This is a genomic window from Vibrio marisflavi CECT 7928 (assembly GCF_921294215.1).
Classification (GTDB): Bacteria; Pseudomonadota; Gammaproteobacteria; order Enterobacterales; family Vibrionaceae; genus Vibrio; species Vibrio marisflavi.
In genome coordinates this window covers 2,552,262-2,572,023 of the sequence record NZ_CAKLDM010000002.1, presented here as the reverse complement: position 1 = coordinate 2,572,023, position 19,762 = coordinate 2,552,262, and the positions used below count along the sequence as shown (strand labels likewise).

Genomic DNA, 19,762 nt, shown 5'->3' with positions numbered 1-19,762 from the left:
GAGTGTTTAGATAAGACTAGCAAGCCGGTTAAGATCCGACTGTATCGCACCAGCTGTCACATCACGCCCCGCTCCCGGGCCTTTAATCACTAGCGGGTTATCTTTATACCACTTACTTTCAATGGCAAAGATATTGTCGCATGGTAGCAGGTTAGCGAGCGCATGCTCTTTGTAGAGTGCCTCTACACCTACCGTTGCAGTGCCATCTTTATCCAGACGAGCAACATAGCGCAGGACTTTACCTTGTTGCTGAGCTCTCTCTAATCTTTCCTGTAGTTGTTCACTAAGAAGCTGAGCTTTGTCTAAGAACTCATCCAATGTTAGGGATTTCAGCTCATTAGGTACCAGTGATTCTACTTTTACTTGTTCTGGCTCTATAGATAGTCCGGCTTCACGAGCGAGAATCACCAATTTACGCATGACATCAGAGCCATCAAGGTCGGCGCGAGGATCGGGTTCGGTTAACCCTTGCTGCCAAGCTAAATCGACCAATTCAGAGAATGGAACCGAGCCATCGTATTGCTGGAACAGCCAAGAAAGTGTCCCAGAAAAAATGCCCGATAGAGCGATAATTTCATCACCGCTTTCTTTGAGATCTCTCACCGTATAGTTAATCGGTAATCCTGCACCAACGGTCGCATTGTATAGCCAATGGCGATTAATTTTGGCAAACGCATTTTGCACTTGGTGGTAGTAATGACTAGAGGCAGAGCCTGCGACTTTATTTGCTGAGATAAGGTGAATACCTTGTCTAGCAATTTCTAAGTATTGATTGGCAAGTTCAGTACTTGCAGTAACGTCCAATACAACAGCATCATCGTAGCCCTGAATCGCACCAAGCCTTTCTATCCATTCATGGCCTTCGTACTCCACAGCTTCGTCGTCAAAGTTGTCTAACACGGCTTTGGCATCAATGCCAGATTCATCGAACCAGAAAGTTTGACTGCTTATCACAGCAACGAGCTCAAAGCTCATTCCTTGTCTCTTTTCTAGCTCTTCTTTTTGGCTTTCAAACAGAGATAGCCAGCTCGCACCAATGTTTCCTTTGCCACACAACGCGATAGCCACTCGCTTTTGAGCTTGGAAAAGTCGGCTGTGAATCGCTTGAATGAGTGGCGTCGTATCGGTTTTTCTCAGTACCGCAACCAAGCTTAAACTGGAGGAAGTTTCAGAGATAAACTCGACAGGCGCGTCTTTTAACTGCTGGTAGAACGAATAGCAGTGATTCGGGTTCTTAGTGACGCCAGCACCCACGGCAGCTACGAGGGAGTAACCTTCTTTAAGCTTGAGCTCACCTTCAATCGCAGCATCTTGCAAGTAGCGCAGAGCGCCGTTGGCAATTTCAGCGGTGTAGGCGAGCTTGAGGCAGTGCTGATCGGGTTGTGATTCGAAAGTCAGAGGTTCAAGTTGAGCTTGCTTTAATCCTTCAAGGACTTTCTGCTCAAGGCGCTCAAAGTCATGGCCTGATGCGAAGGTAATATTAATCAGTAACACTTCATCAAGTGAGGTGACAATCTTCGCACCTCGACCTGAAGCGAGAACACGTTCAATGTGCGTTGAGCCAGATTCTGGCTCGTAACTGCAGCGCAGGTGTAAATCCATGCTGCTTTGTGCGACAGGCTGAAGCGTTCTGCTATGAAGAACCGGAGCTGCTAAACGAGCAAGCTCACTGGTTTCATCTAAACGCAGTAGCGGCAACAAGCATGTATCGCTCACCACTCTTGGGTCTGCGCTGTATACGCCTGCCACATCACTCCAAATCGTGACGCGATCGACTTCTGCCAGTGCGCCAATCACGGTAGCAGAGTAATCTGAACCATTGCGACCAAGTAACACTGTTTGGCCTGCTTCGTCTTGAGCCATGAAACCCGTGATAATGATTCTTTGGGTAGTGGTCTGAGCCAGTATTTCTTTCAGAAGTGGGTAGGAAGTGCCGCGATTAACTTCCGGTTGTGTGCCTGCCTCAGCGCGTAAAAATGCACGAGAATCTTGAGCAACCGAAGGAAGGTCATGTTGGCAGAGTAAAGCCGCTAATAATCGAGAAGACCATTGTTCACCATGGCCAAGTACTGCTGCTTTTCGATTTTCTGACACGGGAGTTTGCAGCTCTCCAAGTGTACTGAACTCATCGTTAAGCTGGGCAAGCAATTGTTCTTGAGCTTCTCCAGTGAGCAGCTGCTTAACCAGATCAGATTGAAACTGTTTGATTTCTTGAAGCGTCTCATGAGCCACGCGACCGTCTTTATCTAGTGCAGCTAAAAACTTGATGAGGTTGTTCGTCGTTTTTCCCGCCGCGGAAACAACCACTAAGTCGTTGTCGCTTGAGTATTGTGCGAGAATCTTAACCACTCGCTGATAGCACTCAGCATTGGCAAGACTGCTACCACCAAATTTATGCAGTTGACGAGAAAGTGTCATTACAGGCTTCTCCTATTACTTAGCCAATCCGTTTGCTTTATCAAATGCTTGATTCAAATCTTCAATCAAGTCTTGTGCATCTTCTAGTCCGACCGAGAGGCGAAGGAGCTGGTGAGAAACGCCGGCTTCTTCTAATGCTTCTTCACCCATTGCTCGATGTGTCATTGATGCAGGGTGGCAAATTAAGCTTTCTACGCCACCGAGAGACTCTGCCAGTGAGAATAACTTTAGTTCACCGACAAAGTGCTTTAACTGTTCATAGCTGCCACCGAATTCGAAGCTAAGCATAGAACCAAAGCCAGACTGCTGCTTTTTCGCAATCTCATGGCCCGGGTGCTCTGGTAGGCTAGGGTGATACAACTGACCCACCAATGGCTGCGATTGCAGGTACTGCAAAATCGTATTTGCGCTTTCTTCATGTACCCGCATACGAGCTTGCAAAGTGCGTATGCCTCTCAGCGTCATGTAACTATCAAATGGTGTCCCAGTGGCGCCAATGCAATTGCCCCACCAAGCTAAGTCTTCAGCATGCTGCTCGGACTTGGTGATCACTACGCCGCCAATGACATCAGAGTGGCCATTTATAAATTTGGTCGTTGAGTGAATAACAAAATCTGCGCCGAGGTCTAAAGGCTTTTGGAACACCGGTGTCAAAAAGGTATTGTCGACCGCGACAAGTGCGCCGACCTGCTTTGCTTGATTGCAGAGCTTCGCGATATCGATAACTCGAACTAATGGGTTGGAAGGTGTTTCGATGAGAATGAGTTTTGGTTTTTGTGCTAGAGCCGCATCAAGTGCTTGTTGATCGGACTGATCGACAAAGAGTACTTTGAAGTCACCTTTTTGTGCACGAGTATTAAACAGCCGATATGTGCCGCCGTAGCAATCGTGAGGTGCGACAATGAGGTCGTCAGGAGAAAGGAATGCTGAGACCCATAAATTTAGCGCAGACGTGCCGCAATTGGTGACAACCGCACCTTTGCCCGATTCTAACTCATATAATGCTGTTTCTAGTAGGCCACGATTTGGATTGCCTGAACGGGTGTAGTCATATTGAGGTACATCACCGAAAGCGGGAAAACCATAGTTAGTGGAAAGGTAAATCGGCGGAACCACGGCATGATGCTGTGAGTCAGATTCGATACCAGTACGTACGGCAATAGTGGCTGGCTTACGGGCGCTCATAATCAGTTTCCTTCCTAGATAATGTTATTTAACCTCCGTTCAAAAAAAGAAGCTCTTGATTGCTGCTTTATTCTGAACACAGGTTATTTAGACAGATTTTTGTCGGTGTTGCACACTTTACTTGTCAAAAAATGAGACGTCAACACTTCTAGACGTCTATATGTCTTTGCTTGTGGCCTTAAATACAGCTAAAATCCACACTAAATTTGACGTTACAATGAACTTTAAAGGTGCGCAATGGCAGATTGGAATGGTGAGTACATTAGCCCATACGCTGAACATGGAAAGAAAAGCGAACAAGTGAAGAAAATTACGGTTTCTATACCGTTGAAAGTGTTAAAGGTTTTGACTGATGAGCGAACAAGACGCCAGATCAACAACCTTCGCCATGCAACAAATAGTGAATTGTTGTGTGAAGCATTTTTGCATGCCTACACTGGCCAGCCTCTGCCGACAGATGAAGATTTACGTAAAGATCGCCCAGATGATATCCCTGCGGAAGCGAAAAAACTCATGACTGAAATGGGCATTGAGTTTGAATCTTACGATGAAGACTAGTTTTAGCTAATGCGTACCCAATAAAAAACGCTGATGAACCGTCAGCGTTTTTTTATTTTGGATTTAGGTAGCTTTTGGCTAACCTCAGTGTTAGCCCTGCATGTAGTTTTCTGGCATGTCGATCCGAGCGACTCCAGAATCAATAGCGGCTTGTGCGACGGCTTTCGCGACTCTTGGTAATAGCCGGTAGTCCATTGGCTTTGGAATGATGTAGTCTTTGCCAAATTTCAGCTCTTTTACGCCTGCTGCCTTGAGAATATCTTTTGGCACATCTTCTTTGGCTAGCTCTCGAATCGCTTCTACAGCTGCCAGTTTCATTTCGTCATTGATTTCGCGCGCTCTTACATCGAGTGCTCCACGGAAAATGAATGGGAAACAAAGTACATTATTGACTTGGTTCGGGTAGTCACTACGTCCTGTTCCCATGATGAGATCTTGTCGAACCTCATGGGCGACTTCTGGTTTAATCTCAGGATCTGGGTTAGAGCAAGCAAACACTACTGGTTTGTCAGCCATTAACTTAAGCGCTTCTGGCGAAAGTAGGTTAGGACCAGATACGCCAAGGAACACATCGGCACCTTCAATCACATCTTCTATGGTGCGCTTGTCGGTATTGTTGGCAAATAGCTGTTTGTACTCGTTCAGGTTGTCTCGGCGAGTGTGAATCACACCTTTACGATCAAGCATGTAGATCTTCTCTCGCATAGCGCCACACTTGATCAGTAGCTCCATACAAGCAATAGCCGCCGCACCAGCACCCAAACACACAATAGTCGCTTCTTGCAATTTCTTTCCTTGCAGTTCGATAGCATTGAGCATGCCCGCGGCCGTAACAATAGCAGTACCATGCTGATCGTCATGGAATACAGGAACATCACAACGTTCGATCAACTGTTTTTCTATTTCGAAGCAATCTGGGGCTTTAATGTCTTCAAGGTTAATGCCACCAAAAGTGTCTGAGATATTAGCAACTGTATCGACAAACTCTTCGATCGTACGATGTTTTACTTCGATATCAATTGAGTCAATGCCTGCAAAGCGTTTGAACAGTAACGATTTACCTTCCATCACTGGCTTTGATGCCATTGGCCCTAAATTGCCTAGACCAAGGATCGCCGTGCCATTGGAAATGACAGCAACAAGATTACCTTTCGCCGTGTACTTGTATACGTTATCTGTGTTTTGAGCGATTTCTCTTACGGGCTCAGCGACGCCCGGGCTATAAGCAAGCGATAAGTCTTCAACGGTTTCGGCAGGCTTTGTCAAAGAAACTTCGATTTTTCCAGGAGTTGGCAGTGCATGATAGTCCAAAGCTCTTTGGCGTAAACTTTCTTCTGCAGTGAGTTCTGCTGTGGAGGAATCCATTTGTTGGTCTTCAGGCATAATTTTTACTTTATATTTGGGTCCAAGACCCTATTGGTTATCATTAAGGGCGGCTATTCTAATGAGCGCAAACCAGAATGCCTAGTAGTGAGTGTAATTAACTTCATGGTTTTCGATAGTCAGAGGACAATTAGTTTTTCACTCAGTGATCCAAGTAACGATTTAGATCACTGAGAAAATGAAAAGGCTGAGTAAGTGATGGCTAGTGGCGCTCGCGAATTAGCAAGAAAATAAAGTAAACCCCTCCAATAATCGACACGAGGACTCCGGCAGCAATTTGGGCCGGATGAACAACAATCTGCCCAATGACATCAGCAGATAACAGCAGCAGAGCGCCGATCAACCCAGATAACCATAATTGAACTCTTGCTTGCTTGGCACCCAATAGAACAGCAATATGCGGGGCGATTAAGCCTACAAATCCAACAGGCCCCATTGTTGTGGTCACAAACGCACAAAGCAGCGCAACGATAAGCAGCAAAGCTATATAAGCAAAAGAGACATTTAGACCGCGTCCGAAAGCAAATTGTCGGCCAGTGCCGATTAAGGTTATCCACCGAGAGAGCGATTGGGCTACGATGATCAAAAAGCTCACTAATATTGCTAAAGTGATAGCGGCTGTTGGGCTGACACGGTAAGTAGAACCCGCTAGCCATTGTAGTAGAACAAACTTTTCTTGCCCGATACGAGTCAGTGAGAATTGCACCAAGGCTTCTATCATAGCGGTGAGTGCTATTCCGGAGAGAATCAGAATCGATGGGGCGAAGTTATGTTTTCTACCTAGCAATAGCAAGATAGCTAAAGCGACTAAGCTTCCTAGCAGCGCAACCCATGGTCCAAGTGTGTGAATGGAAGAGCCAAAGATTAAGCTTGCAAGCACCAGAGCTAAAACGGCGCCTGCTGATACACCTAAAATATCAGGGCTAGCCAGTGGGTTGTAGACAAGGCGCTGCAAAATCACACCGGCTACTGCTAATCCAGCACCTGCACTTATTGCAGTTAACATTCTCGGCCATTTAACTGACCAGCTAAACGCATTTGGTACATGCCAAACCAATCCGCCAATATCTGCTTGAACAAAGGTGCCAATGGCAGCGACAGCAATGAAACCGGCTAATAATACGGCTAAAGTGATTTTCGGACGCAACTGGTCTCGACCCTTTGGTAGCGTCAGCGACATATTGTCTTGAGCAGACATCTTCCTGCGTGCAAGCATTATCAGAGCGGGCGCTCCAATGACTGCTGTTGCTGTACCAGTAGGAATGATGTCTAACGACCAGAAGCTTAAGAAGACCGCTAACGTGTCAGTTAGCATGAGCAAAGCCGCACCGAGAATCAGACTCGCGATAAGTTCACTACGAGATTTCACAAAACCCAAGTGGCGGGCAATATTGGGTGCAATCAAGCCAACAAAGCTGATGACGCCAACAGAAGTGATTGCAACCGATACTAACCAAACACCAATTAAAGCGAGTGCTAAAAAGGTTACGCCAATATTGAGTCCACGTGCCTGAGCTCCAGAAGAGCCGATGCTCAATAAAGTTAAAACACGTGGTGCAATGATAGGAAGCAAGATTATAGGGACAAGTTTAGGCAATAGCCAAGTAACCCATTCCCAGCCATTTTGGCTTAAATCACCTGCACCCCATATAAACAAGTTCTGCGCGTATTCGTTGTGTAGCAAGATAATGGCAGTGGCCAGAGCGCCCAGAAGTAAGTTAACCGCCATGCCTGCAAGAATGATAGGCAGCCCATTTAAATGGCGAATGCCGACAATCGCGATCACGAGTCCCATAGCGACGAGAGCGCCTGTCATGGCAAATAATGCAGGATAAAAACCTGCCAGCTGCGGAGCGAGCACGCTCAAAATTACCAGCCCTAGCCAAGCACCAGATGAGGTGCCAAGCGTTAAAGGAGACATCATTCTATTCTGGGTCAGCTGTTGGAAAAGACTACCTACGATGCCCAGTGAACCACCAACAGCTAGGCCCATTACCCACCTAGGTAGTGTGGCATGAAGGAAAGTTGTCCACTCAAATGAGTTTGAGAAGTCCAGCTGGTGATTAAGCAAAGCCAAAAATAACTGGTAACTGGAGCCAAATTGATTTTGTGTTACGGCTATTTGCATAATAGCAGCGACTAATGTCACTGCTAGCAATAATATCCAACGTGTCATTAACTGCCTGCTAATTTAAGTAAACTTTCCGCGAGTGCCTCGGCGTTGTACTGAATAGAAAGCGCCCCACCATAGCTCCATGTCGATGGAACGCTGGCTACTTTTTTGTCTCGCACAAATGGCATTGCATTCCATATTACCGAACGGTTTAACTGAGCTTGTTGGGAAAAAGGAAGAAAGTAGAGAGCAATGCCGTTGCCAATGTTTTTTAAGTCCGTTAGGCGCTTTTGCGTGACACCCCACTGGGTGCTTGGCTGGGGCATGGCATTTTGAAAGCCCAACTCTTTCAGCGCATATTGGGGGATCGAGTTGTTGCCATACAGGTAAACTGATGTGGTGCTCGCAAAGCGAAAAGCAGTGACTTTGGGCTTTCCATTTGGATAAGCCACATTGAGTTTCTCTTTGAGCAGCTGGATTTTGTGCTTCATTTGAGCCAGCTTTTTCTTTGCCAGCTTTTCTTTGCCAAGTACGTGTCCAATGCGTAGAAAGTTAGTGATCGCCGCTTGAGCGTTGTTATGACTTTCACTGAAGGTTTGATAGTAAAGAACAGGCGCGATTCGTTCTAATCGCTTTTCGAGATCTTTTTGCGGAGAAGCAATCAGAATGACGTCGGGTTTTAGTTCTGCCAGAAGCTCAAAATTGGGCTCGGCGCGTGTCCCTATATCTACCACACCTTTGGGTACGGCGGGTTTTACCACCCATTGTTGGTAGCCTTTGATATCGCTCATTGCAACAGGAATCGTGCCAAGCTCAATCACTTGTTCAGCGACGCCCCAGTTGAGTACTGCGACCCGTTTTGGAATCTTGCTAAGAGTTTTCGTCCCTTCGCTATCGACAACTTTGTATGAGGCTAGCGTGGAAAAAGAAACAATCGTAGCTAACGCCACTATTAAAAATTGGGTAAATGGTATTCGGCGTTTTACTAGCATATAACCGCAACCTTATTGTTTTGTGTTGGGTGGTCGAGAAGTTGAATCTCAGTGTTGTATAGCTCGCTCAATTTAGATGAGTCCATAAGTTCGCTACTGTTTCCCGAAAACACGACTTGGCCATGCTTTAGAGCGAGAATATGTTCGGCATAGCGTAAGGTGAGGTTGATATCGTGCAAAATAACAATCACACCTTTGCCTTGTTCTCTATTGAGCTGGCTAAGCAGCTCCATGAGATGATATTGATGGTGAACATCCAGAGCTGATGTAGGTTCATCCAATATCAATAATGGAGATTGTTGGGCTAGTAACATCGCTACCCAAGCGCGTTGTCGTTCACCACCAGATAGCTTTTCCGCACTATGGCCAGCATATTGTTCAACTTGTGTGGCTGCCATTGCGAGATCAATTGCTTGGTGATCGGCTTGTTTCATTCGGCCAAACGTACCGAGCCAAGGGAAACGCCCAAGTTTGACTAATTCCCGCACTGACAGTCCAGCAGCTTGTGGTAAATGCTGTGGTAAATAGGCGACCTGTTTGGCCAAATTACGACTACTTAAGTTGCCAATCGGAAGGCCATTCAATTCAATATTTCCAGAGTCTGGTTTAGTTTGCCCTGCCAGTAGATTGACCAGAGTCGACTTCCCTGAACCGTTGTGACCTAAAATGACAGTGACTTTATCTGTAGGAATTTTGAGAGATTCAACATTGAGAATGTCCCTTTGTTCTCGTGTCACTAAGATATTGTTTAGCTGATACATCTTGGTTGCCTTATGACGACAAAAGCAGCCCGTGAAATGGGCTGCTCAGTTAACCTGTCTTTACGTTTATCTACATTTCGTATTTGACGTGCAGTTCAATGGATCTTTCCTCTCCATACCAACAGTTGGTGTTGTTGAAGCAGGTATAGTTTTCTTGGTTGAATAGGTTATTGACCAAGAAATTAGCGGACGCGCCTGCAAGACTATGGCTTAACTCACTTAGGTCATAACCTACTGATAAGTCGGTTATGGTATAAGCAGGGACTTTGCCTTGTGTATTGGTGGCATCCATCTCCATTGTTCCCACATAACGAGTGCCAGCACTGACACGGGTTCCAGTTAAGGCGCCGTTGTAGAGGTAATAGTTGGCCCAGATAGATGCTGCGTGTGTAGGGACATACACCGGTGTCGTACCTTGAAGATTGTAGACAGGATCTTTGCTAATTTGCATATCGGTATAGGTATAGCTTGGTGCGATATCTAAGCTTGGCGTTATAAACCATTTACCTTGCAGCTCGACACCTTTAGAAGTTATCTGGCCAACTTGTAATGCTGGATCGGTGTAGTTATCTGGGTTAGCAATAATTGCGTCATTCTTCTCAATATGGAACAGAGAGATAGAAGCACTTTTCGACATATCAGGTGCTTGATACTTCACACCTACTTCAACTTGCTCGCTTGTTTCTGGTTTATACGAATTACCGTCACTGTCTTGGCTGGTGGTCGGTTCAAAACCAGTTGCGTAGCTTGCATATGGGGCAATACCATTGTCAAAGGTGTATAAAGCGCCGACACGATATGAGAAGTTATTTTGGTCGATAGAAGACGACGTTACGCTGGTTGTTGTTTTATCGGTATTGGATTTATAGCTATCAAAACGGCCGCCAGCAAGCAGTATTAAACGGTCAAGTTTGGCTTGATCTTGGAAGTAGAAGCCTACTTGGTCCATATCAATGTCGACGTCTTGGTTGTAAGTAACGCTTAGTGAGCTAGGGTTGGTGATTAAATTATTGTCCGGGTTGAATATATTGAAGCTGCTCCAGCCCGAAATACCAGAGGTGTCGTACTCTTTGTAGTTTGAACTGCCGCTAAGTTCTTGGTAGTCGACCCCCAGCAATAAGTTGTGCTGCCACTCGCCAGTTTCTACTTTGCCTGACAATTGGTTATCAATAGCAAAAGCATTCAACTTCTCATCGGTACTGTAGATGTTTCGAACTAGAGTGCCATCATTGTTAAACGATGTACTGTAGGTGTTTTTCTGATGGAATGAGCCATTTGTGTAGCGAGCATTTTGTAGGAACGACCAGCTATCATTGAAATCATGATCAATTTTGTAGCCGACCATCAAGAAGTCGCGTTTGAGGCTATTCCAATTAACATCACCTGCAAATGTAGATGGGGAAGTTGAACCATTTGGGTTACTAGTGACTGTTCCCGATGCAGGAAGCGCTGAATTGATACCCATTTGTGGATCGTTTTGGTAGTAAACATTGAAGTTGAGCAACGTTTTGTCGCTTACTTGCCAATTCAATGATGGAGCTACAACATATCGCTCATTTTGGGCATCATTAACTTGGCTATCTTGCTTTCTAGCTAACCCAATAAAACGGTAGGAAAGGTTACTATCGCCAATCTGTCCTGTGGTATCAATTGAGGCTTTCATTAAGTTGCGAGATCCTGTGCCGACATCGACAGTTGTCGCTTGATCCATTTGTGGCGACTTAGCAATCATGTTGACCATTCCGCCAGGGTTCATCGCCCCATAAAGTACAGAAGTTGGGCCTTTAAATACCTCTATTTGCTGTATCGCGATCGGGTCAATTTGGGTTTGTAGATTCCAGCCTGTTAAGTAAGGCAGTACAAGACCATCGTAGTAGCTTTTACTGACCTCGAAACCACGCACGCGGTAGTTGTCCATTAAGGTGACATCGGCGCCCTTGGTTTCCGTAGTGACGCCCGGCGTGTAACGCAAAGCCTGATTCAATGACTGTACTTCACGTTGTTGAAGCTGCTCGTTGTCGATGACGGTTAAACCTTGTGGTGTTTCTTCTGGTTCTAACGTGGTTTTGGTTGCCGTATTGCGATAGGTTTTGCTGTATACGGTGATGGTGTCGTCTTGTTTTGTGGTTTTATTATTATTGGTTTGAGCGACAGTGTTGTTTTGGTCGTCAGCGAAAAGTGGGGCTGAAAAAAGAGCCAGAAGCGATGATGCAATGACACTGCGCTTTAGGCTTGCTGAAATATCCATGTCTTCCTCTACTACTGCTATATCTTAATAAGAATAAATATCATTTGCATTCTAACTTGGCGTATGTAGAAAACTTAACAATTTGGTGCAAATCAGCGAATTATCATCAACTAATTTATAACTATCAGAAATATATAGGTTTAAGTTTTATAGATATAGATATAGATATAGATATAGATATAGATATAGATATAGTTTCTATGTAGGGAAGGGAATAAAGACACAGCTATTCGATAGCTATGTCTTTAGTTTAAATGGCCTTCTGAAATGAACGCCTAACTCACTTGCGACAGATGCTTTCGATAGATGCTTGGGCTTACGCCATGCATCTGTTTGAATGCGCGGCTAAAGCATATCTCTGAGCTAAAGCCTAGGGCCAACGCGATATCAATGACCCGATCTGGGCTGTCAGTGAGACGGCGAGCGGCCTCATTGAGTTTAATCTCACGTACGTAGCTTGCAACGCTACCTCCAGTTTGTTGTTTAAAAACCCGCTGAAGCTGCCAGCGTGACCAGCAGCTATGTTTAGCGATATCTTCTAACATCAGAGGTTGGTTGAGGTTCTGATGTATATAATTCAAAACCTGTTGGATACGACTGCACGCCACCTTTGGTATTTGCGCTTGAGGTGAAGCTTCCATTGTTATGCCTCAATGTTCTGCTCAGGTGATTCCACTTCACTTTCAGCCGTTTGCTTAGTGAACTTGGCTATTGGGTTGTTCAGCCTCCCAGCAAACTTCAAGCTGCTGGCAGGATCCGTTAAGTCAACCATTTGCTGATTGTTAGCCAGTTGCAACCGGTTTAAGCAAGAATGAGCAAAGTCGGACGAGAACAAATCATGTTTTTCGTATTTATCTTGTAAGTGAGGATTTTGGGCTTGGTACTGTTGAATGCAGTTTGCTACTAATAGCCAAAACTCGTTCTCTGAGAAGTCGCTGTGTTCAACCAAAATGGCACTCATGTAGCGGAAAAAACAATCAAATACGTCAGTATGAAAAGATAGCGTTTCCTCTTCTTGTGGGACTTGTATTGAAATACGTTCTACACATTCCGGTAGCTCGATATCGGAGTTGAGTAAGTAAATCTCCTCGCCAATGTCCTTCATGATGGCTTTTACCGGGACGTGGTTTTCAAAGATTAATATGAGGTTCTCGCCATGAGGCATAAATACCAAGCTGTGTTGGTAATAGCAGTGTAGCAATGGCGATAGGTAGGCATCCAAATACTTCTCTAGCCATGCTTTTGTTGATAATTCGGATGCTTTTATTAGCGTTGGCAGCATAGCAGTATTATTTGGATCAACGTGTAGCAGTGACGCCATAGTCATCAAACGCTGATTCGGCTGTAATCGGCTGACTGGGCTTTCACGCCATAAAGCTGCCAGCATTTTTTTGTAAGGGTTATCTTTGAGAGCTTCGTGCTCGTAGTATGGATTACGATAGCCTGTTGCAGCGATTTCTCTTAGGATCTGAAAGCCTTTGCTCTGCAGATATTGATCATGTTGTACTAAAGAGTGCACCCAATCATTGATTGCTGGTGTGGTGCGCATGTAGTAAGAAGAGAGTCCGCGCATAAAGCCCATATTGAGAACCGATAGCGCGGTTTTCACATAGTACTTTTCAGGGTTACTACGATTGAAGAAGGTACGGATAGACTGCTGTGCCTGATAGCTATCGTCGCTATAGCCTAAGCATATTAGGTGATTGGTAGCGATATCCGGCGCGTAAACATTGGCAAGCTTGTTAAACCATTGCCACGGGTGAACTGGAATTAGCGTGTAGTCTTCAGGGGCTTGGCCTTTGGCTATAATTTTGTCTGCAAAGGCTTGGCGAGTCGTAATATCGATCTCTTGTTGCATCAAAGATTCATAACTAATCTCTGGACTGTGCGAGAACTCCGTGCGGCTTTTATGCCCTGCAAGCCAAATGAGTGATATAGGCTTTCCAGCTTCTGGTGCAAAGTGAGCAAAATCTTGCGCGTCGAAACCAATTCGACCATTGTTAGCAATAAAGGCTGGATGACCTTCACTCATTGCCGCTTCCACTTGTTGAAAATCGGCTTCAAGTAACTCTTCTGAGCTTAGCCATGATTTACTTTCTTTGTAGGCCGCAGAATATAGCGTGCTGGTGATCTCTTCTAAGTAAGTTGGCAGAAGATTTTGAGGAATTTGCAGTGACGCTGCAAACTCAATAATAAAGCTCACTGAATCTAGGTTTACGTCTTTTCCATCAGTTTGTTTTTTAATGGACTTGCTATCAATAAGCCAGTGTTCTAGCTCAAGCCTCTTGGCTTTGAATGAATACTCTGTTTGCCCATCATTGGGCGAGAGTATAAAAACACTCCATTCGCCATCTTGAGAAACTTGTTCTGGTTGCAATATCCTTTCGTGGCTCAGTTCTGCAAGACATTTTCTGATATGAAGGCGATTTACTTTGTCCCAAGTTTGGCTGTTGATTGAGGATACGGCGAGCTCAGGGTTTTTCTGAATGTCCATTTCGTGTTTCTCGTTTTCTAAAGCTAATGCGTTGTAAAACTTCTGTTTGGTGCAAAAGGCAAGGTTTGCGAGCTTCTCACCCATTTGAATGTATTTAATATGTTGAAAGCCGGCTTTCTTGTTGAGCTGGTGGATTTTGTGATTGCGATGGTCCGGCTCGACAACAATGCGTTTGATACTTGAGTCACTGAACATAAAATGCAGTACTGATTTAAAGACCGCATAGGTAAACCCTGATCTTGGATTTTCTGATGGAGCAATCAGTATGTGCATTCCTTTGTCACCAAGTTGCACATCATAATGCTTGCCGACTTGGTCGAGTTTCGGATCATAAATCTCTACTAGGAAGCATGGCTCGCCATTCACAGTACCAATGTAGCTGTCAGTGTGTTCGCCTTGTTCTAAATCGCTGTAAAACTCGAAGACTTGCTGACGGTCATATCCTTGCATTTGCCAAAATGACGCATGAGGTGTTGTCGCCCAACAGTGTACTTGCGTTATGTGTTTTTCTAGATTTAGTGGCTCGAAGCTGATGTCGCCTATCAGCTTGTCGTGCGTAGTGAATACAGATGTCATGAGGCCTCCTGTATATTGGCCGAAGGTAAACGGAACTTATCTCTAAATGCGAATGCAAAATATGCAAGGCTTGTCGATAGCCCAATGGCGGCGATGAAGAATGTAGTGACAAGTGGGCTGTGGTCTACTATGTAACCAACGGCAAATGAAGCGGCGATAACGCCTATGTTTTGGAATAAATACACACGTGAGAAGTCACTTGCGTATTTGTCAGGTGTGGAGTTGGCAAACATGAACACTTCTAGTCGGACTGTTACTTGGAATAGTCCCCAACCAAAAATGCAGCGACCAACAATGACTAGCCATTCTTGCTGTGCGCCTTGAATGAGTAAGCCGGCAATGCCGATGAGCATTGCTGCTACGATATGATGGCTATGCTTGCTGGACGTTTTTGCTCTGCTGTTAACCCACAATCCGATCAAGGCTACCCAGCCCGGAATCGAGTAGATAATCCCGGAAACAATGTCATTGTCGAAACTAGAAACAAACTCCCAATATCGAGAGAAGAATGGGCGTATCAAGAAGGTACTAAAGTAGAACAACATCGAGACAATGCCGAGGTTGAGAATGAACTTTTTGTGCTCTGGTGATATCACGCAAGGTTTGTCAGTTGTTTGTTGCTCTGCCCAGAATGGGACTTGCAGCTTAAAGATAATAAATAAGCAGACAAGCACCTGAATGGCATCACTGATAGGCATAACGAGATAGGCATCTTTTGCGCTAAACATTTGCAAAATGACGCCGCCCAATAATGCGCCACCAATCGCTCCAAAGTGCATCAAAACAGAGAAAAGACTCACCATGTTCATGTGTTTATCTTTTTCTTCAAGTCGAATCACAAATGGATAAATCAACAGATAGCTTGCTTTGAACACCAACATGAGCTGCGACAGTAACCAAAATTGCAAAAGCGAGCTGCTGTAATAACAAGCCAGGCCAAGTGCGCCAGCGATGATTTGTGTGTAAATCCACAAATGCAATTCGTTGATCTTTTTAGCTACCTTTGCCCAAACAGGAAAACTCACAATTACGGTAAAACAGCTTGCAGCGATGTAATAACCAACAAGCTGTGAAGAATGGCTATCAAAAGCTTGAGCAAAAAACTGTGAGTAAAAGGGGAGTAGCATGGAATCTGCCACAACAGAGACCAAAGTAAGCACTATCAGAGAATATTTGAGGCTTCTCATATTGTCGCAAGTGCCCCTTCAAGGTTTGGCGCAGCAAACTCTTGGAATGCAATGCGCTTCTCGATTGGGTAGTGTTCCACTCCTGTGATCTCTTTGATCAATATTGAGTTGCGATAACACGCCATTCCGAGGTCGGGGGTGACAAATCCGTGGGTATGCAGTTCGGCATTTTGCACAAAGATACGTTTACCTTGCTTGTCGATACTGTAGTTGCGGTTTACGTCAAAACGACCCTGTTTGTCCCATTGAATTTCTGAGTTAATTCCGGCAAGAAAGTCAGGAAGTTGATAGACATAGCCAGTCGCTAAAATGAGCCCTTCTGTATCAAGCTTAAATGAAGCGTCTTGCTCGTGTTGATGTAGCCCTAAAGTGAATTGATTATTTGCACGTGAGATTTGCTCTAACGTGGTGTTTGTCATTAGCCGAGTATTGACGTCTCCAGACAGTCTTTTTATGTAAAGCAGATCAAAAATGTCATTGATAAGACTAGCATTGATGCCTTTGTACAGATGCTTTTGTTTTGCGATCAACTGGTCGCGCTTAGCTGGTGGTAGGTGATAGAAATAGTCGACATACTCTGGAGAGGTCATTTCTAACGTGAGTTTACTGTACTCGAGAGGAAAGAAACGTGGTGAGCGAGTCACCCAATTCAGTTGGTAATCTTTGCTGTCAATATCTTGTAGCAAGTCATAATAAATCTCAGCCGCACTTTGCCCTCCTCCGACAATAGTGATCGACTTGTTTTTCTGTAGCTTTTCTTTATTAAATAAGTAGTTAGAGGTATGAGTCATTTTGTCCATGTATTCTCTGCACGCTTCTGGAACATAAGCAGCAGGGCCTGTACCCAACACTATATGTCGGCATTGGTAAGTGACAGTACTATTTGTTGTGAGATCTTCCGCTTCAACTTGGTAGAGATCTGTGGATTTGTCGTAGCTAACCAAAGTCACGTTGTGCTTAAAGCGTATTTCTGGCATCCGCTGGGTTGCCCATTGGCAATATTGGTTGTATTCCTTGCGCATTAAGAAAAAGCTTTCTCGGATATAAAACGAGTACAATCTGCCTTGTTGTTTGATGTAGTTAAGAAAACTCAGTGGGTGAGTTGGGTCCGCTAAGGTAACTAAATCCGACATAAAGGGTGTTTGCAAATGGGCACTTTCTAGCATCATTCCCGGATGCCAATCAAAACCTTCATTCTTATCTAGGAATAGACCATTTACGTCGTCCAATGTATGCGTTAATGCCGCTAATCCAAGGTTGAAAGGCCCTAAACCAATGGCAATAAAATCGTAAACGGGATTATTCATTACAGAGACTCCATGCAAACTGCGTTAGATTGAAAATGTTCTTCTTGGTGTTGTTGATGTATTGACGAAAAGTATTGTTGACCCAGCTGTTTTATGAGCTCAATTACCTCAGAAACGTGGTCAATTTGGGTAGCAGGATTGAGCAATGTGAACTTCAAATAACGTTTACCCTTTACTTGCGTACTTGCGATAACTGCTTCTCCGCTGCGGAATATAGCTTTGCGAATAAACTCGTTCGCTTTGTCAGTTTCTTCGTTGGTGGTCGGGTGAAGTGGAATAAAGCGGAATACGAGTGTGCTGAGCTCTGGCTGATGAAGTAGCTCAATGTGTTTGTCAGCTTGGTAGCGTTGATGGCTTTGCTTAGCTAGATCAATTACTTGGTCAAAAATAGCTCCAATCTTATCAGCGCCCATGATTCTTAACGTTAGCCACAGTTTCAATGAGTCAAAGCGTCGGGTAGTTTGTAAGCTTTTGTCGACTAAGTTGGGTGTGCCTTCTTGCTTTTGGCTGAGAGGATTTAAGTATTCTGCATGATGGGTTATAAGGCTGAGTTTCGACTTGTCTTTACTGAAGAAAGCGCCACAGCTAACAGGTTGGAAGAAAGACTTGTGATAATCGACGGTAACGGAATCGGCTTGCTCTATACCAGCTAAAAGGTGTCGATTTTGCGCTGATACCAAGGTGCCGCAACCATAAGCGGCATCAACGTGCATCCAAATATCATGCTGTTGGCATAGCTGTGCGATTGGATGGACAGGATCGATACTGCCAAAATCGGTGGTTCCAGTTGTTGCCACCACTGCTAGTGGAATACACCCTTGCTCAATGGTTTTGCTAATTTCACTTTTGAGCGCTTGGATATCCATTCTGAATTGTTCATCTACAGCAACAGGCACAACAGCGTTATATCCTAGCCCAAGCAAAGCTGCAGATTTTTGAATGCTAAAGTGGCTTATCTCTGAAGTGAAGATACGAAACTTATGACCATAGTGAGGCAACCCTTGCTCACGGACGTTATGGTTACCATGTTTTGCACAATAGCTGTCTCGAGCGAGTAACATTGCCATCAGGTTAGATTGCGTTCCACCACTCGTGAAAATACCGTCTGCATTGCGGTCATATCCGATTCTGCCTAACGTCCAATCGAGTAGCTTTTGTTCAATGAGAGTGCCACCTGCACTTTGATCCCATGTATCAAGAGAGGAGTTGATCGACGATAGGATCTGCTCTGCCAAAATCGCAGGATATACGATGGGGCAATTCAAATGCGCCATGTATTTAGGGTGGTGGAAGTAGATAGCGTCTTTAAGGTAGAGCGATTCTACTTCTTGCAGTGCGTCTGATATGGAATTTAATGGTAGCTCGAGATCTAACTGAGCAAACTGGCTTGCGAGTTCTTTTGGCAGAACGCCGCTAAACGGCTTCTCTGTTTTTTCTATGCGGCTTTTGACTAGATTTAGGCCTTGAAGCAGGCTGGCTTCATAAGCCTGAAGGTTTTCTTGGTTAAAAATAAAATCACTGGGTTCTGGCTGCGTTTGATTGCCAGACTGTACTGCGTTGAGCGAATCAGCACTTATCATTATACGTTCCCTTTGTATTGCTTTTTATGATGTTATTAATCGTTTTATAATCACCACTAAATTTGCAAATGAGCATTATAATGATAATCATTATCATTTCAATTGTTGTTTTTGTATTGAGTTTAAATCAGCATTTCAGGGTTAAAAGTAGAATGTGACTAGAGTCGGATAATTCCTTTAGAGGACGCTTTCTGGTAAGAATGCCGCAGGACTTATGATAGATTTGGTGTGCTTAAATTTTGAGAATCATAAAATACGGAAATTGACAAATGAGTAAATTAAAACAGCTGATGCTTGCAGTGGGTGCATTGTTGGCTTTGTCGGGTTGTCAGACATTGAATCCAGAGAATATCCATACCAGTGCGAGTCAGAGCACTATCCATATGGCGCAGGTTCAGCTAGCAGATATTCCAGAGCTAAAAGTGTTGGATAATGGTGTGATTGTATTTAAAAGGACGTTACCTGGGGGGGGCGTCCGTTGGCAAAGCAGTACTGTGATTAAGATAAGCAATAATGTCGCCTGTGAGTCTCTTCGGGAGTATGTCAAACATGGTATGGTGGTACGTACAGAGTGGGCTGGGAATAGTGGCTATATTCGAGACTATGATGAGCAGTATTGCGAAAGCATAGAGACGAATCATTCCTGATCTTGCGATTCAAAACTAAAAAAGGGCGCAAATAGCGCCCTTTTCGAATCTGTGCAGAGTAAAAATTACTTCTTGCTAGATAGTGCACCGAAACGCTTGTTGAAGCGATCAACACGGCCGCCAGTATCAACGATACGTTGCTTACCAGTGTAGAATGGGTGACACTTGTCACATACGTCTAGGTGGATTGAGTCTTTGCCTAGAGTAGAGTTGAACTCGAAAGAGTTACCGCAAGAGCAAGTTGCTTTTACAGCTTTGTATTCTGGGTGGATACCAGTTTTCATGGGATAACCTCAAATTGGGCCGTGTCGCT

14 protein-coding genes and 1 pseudogene are annotated in these 19,762 nt (G+C 44.6%); 2 read left to right on the top strand and 13 right to left on the bottom strand.

The window, feature by feature from the left end; all coding sequences use genetic code 11:
• Positions 1 to 6 precede the first annotated feature (6 nt).
• The gene (locus tag L7A31_RS18535) at positions 7 to 2,418 is read right to left on the bottom strand and encodes a bifunctional aspartate kinase/homoserine dehydrogenase II (RefSeq protein ID WP_237363236.1); all 2,412 of its coding nucleotides are present in this window, start codon (positions 2,416 to 2,418) and stop codon (positions 7 to 9) included.
• 15 nt (positions 2,419 to 2,433) lie between these two features.
• Positions 2,434 to 3,603 (bottom strand): O-succinylhomoserine (thiol)-lyase, encoded by a 1,170-nt coding sequence (locus L7A31_RS18530; protein ID WP_237363235.1) that lies wholly within the window; start codon positions 3,601 to 3,603, stop codon positions 2,434 to 2,436.
• 237 nt (positions 3,604 to 3,840) lie between these two features.
• Between L7A31_RS18530 and metJ the strand changes: the two genes are divergently transcribed.
• Positions 3,841 to 4,161 carry a met regulon transcriptional regulator MetJ gene (metJ, locus tag L7A31_RS18525; protein ID WP_237363234.1) on the top strand — a complete coding sequence of 107 codons (321 nt, stop codon included), beginning with the start codon at positions 3,841 to 3,843 and terminating at the stop codon, positions 4,159 to 4,161.
• Positions 4,162 to 4,251: 90 nt separating this feature from the next.
• Here metJ and L7A31_RS18520 read toward each other — a convergent pair whose 3' ends face one another.
• The 10 genes and pseudogenes from L7A31_RS18520 to L7A31_RS18475 form a co-directional block, all read right to left on the bottom strand.
• Complete coding sequence (locus L7A31_RS18520) at positions 4,252 to 5,526, bottom strand: malic enzyme-like NAD(P)-binding protein (protein WP_435532916.1); 1,275 nt, start codon at positions 5,524 to 5,526, stop codon at positions 4,252 to 4,254.
• A gap of 220 nt (positions 5,527 to 5,746) precedes the next feature.
• On the bottom strand, positions 5,747 to 7,720 hold the full coding sequence (gene fhuB, locus L7A31_RS18515; RefSeq protein WP_237363232.1) for a Fe(3+)-hydroxamate ABC transporter permease FhuB: 1,974 nt from the start codon (positions 7,718 to 7,720) through the stop codon (positions 5,747 to 5,749).
• Positions 7,720 to 8,649, bottom strand: coding sequence for an iron-siderophore ABC transporter substrate-binding protein (locus L7A31_RS18510; RefSeq protein WP_237363231.1), 930 nt, complete (start codon positions 8,647 to 8,649; stop codon positions 7,720 to 7,722). The genes fhuB and L7A31_RS18510 overlap by 1 nt, the downstream gene beginning before the upstream one ends.
• Positions 8,643 to 9,410, bottom strand: coding sequence for an ABC transporter ATP-binding protein (locus tag L7A31_RS18505; RefSeq protein WP_237363230.1), 768 nt, complete (start codon positions 9,408 to 9,410; stop codon positions 8,643 to 8,645). Before L7A31_RS18505 ends, L7A31_RS18510 begins: the two co-directional genes overlap by 7 nt.
• 70 nt (positions 9,411 to 9,480) lie before the next feature.
• Positions 9,481 to 11,658: a TonB-dependent siderophore receptor gene (locus L7A31_RS18500; protein ID WP_237363229.1), complete on the bottom strand. Its 2,178-nt coding sequence runs from the start codon at positions 11,656 to 11,658 to the stop codon at positions 9,481 to 9,483.
• Positions 11,659 to 11,954: 296 nt separating this feature from the next.
• Positions 11,955 to 12,299 (bottom strand): annotated as a pseudogene (locus tag L7A31_RS18495) (helix-turn-helix transcriptional regulator); the annotation flags it as partial.
• 2 nt (positions 12,300 to 12,301) lie between these two features.
• Complete coding sequence (locus L7A31_RS18490) at positions 12,302 to 14,728, bottom strand: GNAT family N-acetyltransferase (RefSeq protein WP_237363228.1); 2,427 nt, start codon at positions 14,726 to 14,728, stop codon at positions 12,302 to 12,304.
• Positions 14,725 to 15,915 carry an MFS transporter gene (locus L7A31_RS18485; RefSeq protein WP_237363227.1) on the bottom strand — a complete coding sequence of 397 codons (1,191 nt, stop codon included), beginning with the start codon at positions 15,913 to 15,915 and terminating at the stop codon, positions 14,725 to 14,727. The genes L7A31_RS18490 and L7A31_RS18485 overlap by 4 nt, the downstream gene beginning before the upstream one ends.
• Positions 15,912 to 17,222, bottom strand: a complete 1,311-nt coding sequence (locus L7A31_RS18480; RefSeq protein ID WP_237363226.1) for a lysine N(6)-hydroxylase/L-ornithine N(5)-oxygenase family protein — start codon at positions 17,220 to 17,222, stop codon at positions 15,912 to 15,914. The genes L7A31_RS18485 and L7A31_RS18480 overlap by 4 nt, the downstream gene beginning before the upstream one ends.
• Complete coding sequence (locus L7A31_RS18475; protein WP_237363225.1) at positions 17,222 to 18,802, bottom strand: pyridoxal phosphate-dependent decarboxylase family protein; 1,581 nt, start codon at positions 18,800 to 18,802, stop codon at positions 17,222 to 17,224. The genes L7A31_RS18480 and L7A31_RS18475 overlap by 1 nt, the downstream gene beginning before the upstream one ends.
• A gap of 269 nt (positions 18,803 to 19,071) precedes the next feature.
• On the opposite strand from L7A31_RS18475, the gene L7A31_RS18470 reads away from it, so the two are divergent.
• Positions 19,072 to 19,449, top strand: coding sequence for a hypothetical protein (locus L7A31_RS18470; RefSeq protein ID WP_237363224.1), 378 nt, complete (start codon positions 19,072 to 19,074; stop codon positions 19,447 to 19,449).
• A gap of 65 nt (positions 19,450 to 19,514) precedes the next feature.
• Here L7A31_RS18470 and rpmE read toward each other — a convergent pair whose 3' ends face one another.
• Positions 19,515 to 19,733 carry a 50S ribosomal protein L31 gene (gene rpmE / locus L7A31_RS18465; RefSeq protein WP_109319701.1) on the bottom strand — a complete coding sequence of 73 codons (219 nt, stop codon included), beginning with the start codon at positions 19,731 to 19,733 and terminating at the stop codon, positions 19,515 to 19,517.
• Positions 19,734 to 19,762: the final 29 nt, after the last annotated feature.